This is a genomic window from Neobacillus bataviensis (assembly GCF_019969725.1).
Window position 1 is genome coordinate 1 of sequence record NZ_JAHXYW010000067.1, and the last position, 429, is coordinate 429.

Here is a 429-nt window from a genome sequence, read left to right on the forward strand (position 1 = left end):
CCCCAGAACAGACATGTTATCTGTATTCATCACTCCATGTACAAATCCTACTCTGAACCATTCCACCATTAAGTCTGCGGTGCGGATGCATATATTTTGAAAGAAGTCTTTATATTTTTGAGTATCTGATGATATTATTTCCGGAAAATAATATTCAATAGTAAAATCAGCAAGTTCCTGCAGGCTGTTGTATTCCCTTTGAGCAGACATCAGTTCAAAATGTCCGAAGCGCAGGAAACTTTCAGCAGTTCTGATGACCACCGCGCCCTTTTCAAGTTGAGGATTTCCACTGTACATAATATCGCGCATTACATCTTCGCCCGTAAAAGCCAGACTAAGTGCTCTTGTTGTAGGAACTCCTAAATGATACATCGCTTCACTCATCAGATATTCACGTACAGAAGATCTCAATACGGCTCTTCCGTCAGC

1 protein-coding gene is annotated in these 429 nt (G+C 41.0%); it reads right to left on the minus strand.

Annotation, left to right across the window (positions count from 1 at the left end; translation table 11 throughout):
• The coding region (locus LC455_RS31170) for a protein adenylyltransferase SelO family protein (RefSeq protein WP_223596816.1) at window positions 1-429 on the minus strand (429 nt) is incomplete at both ends.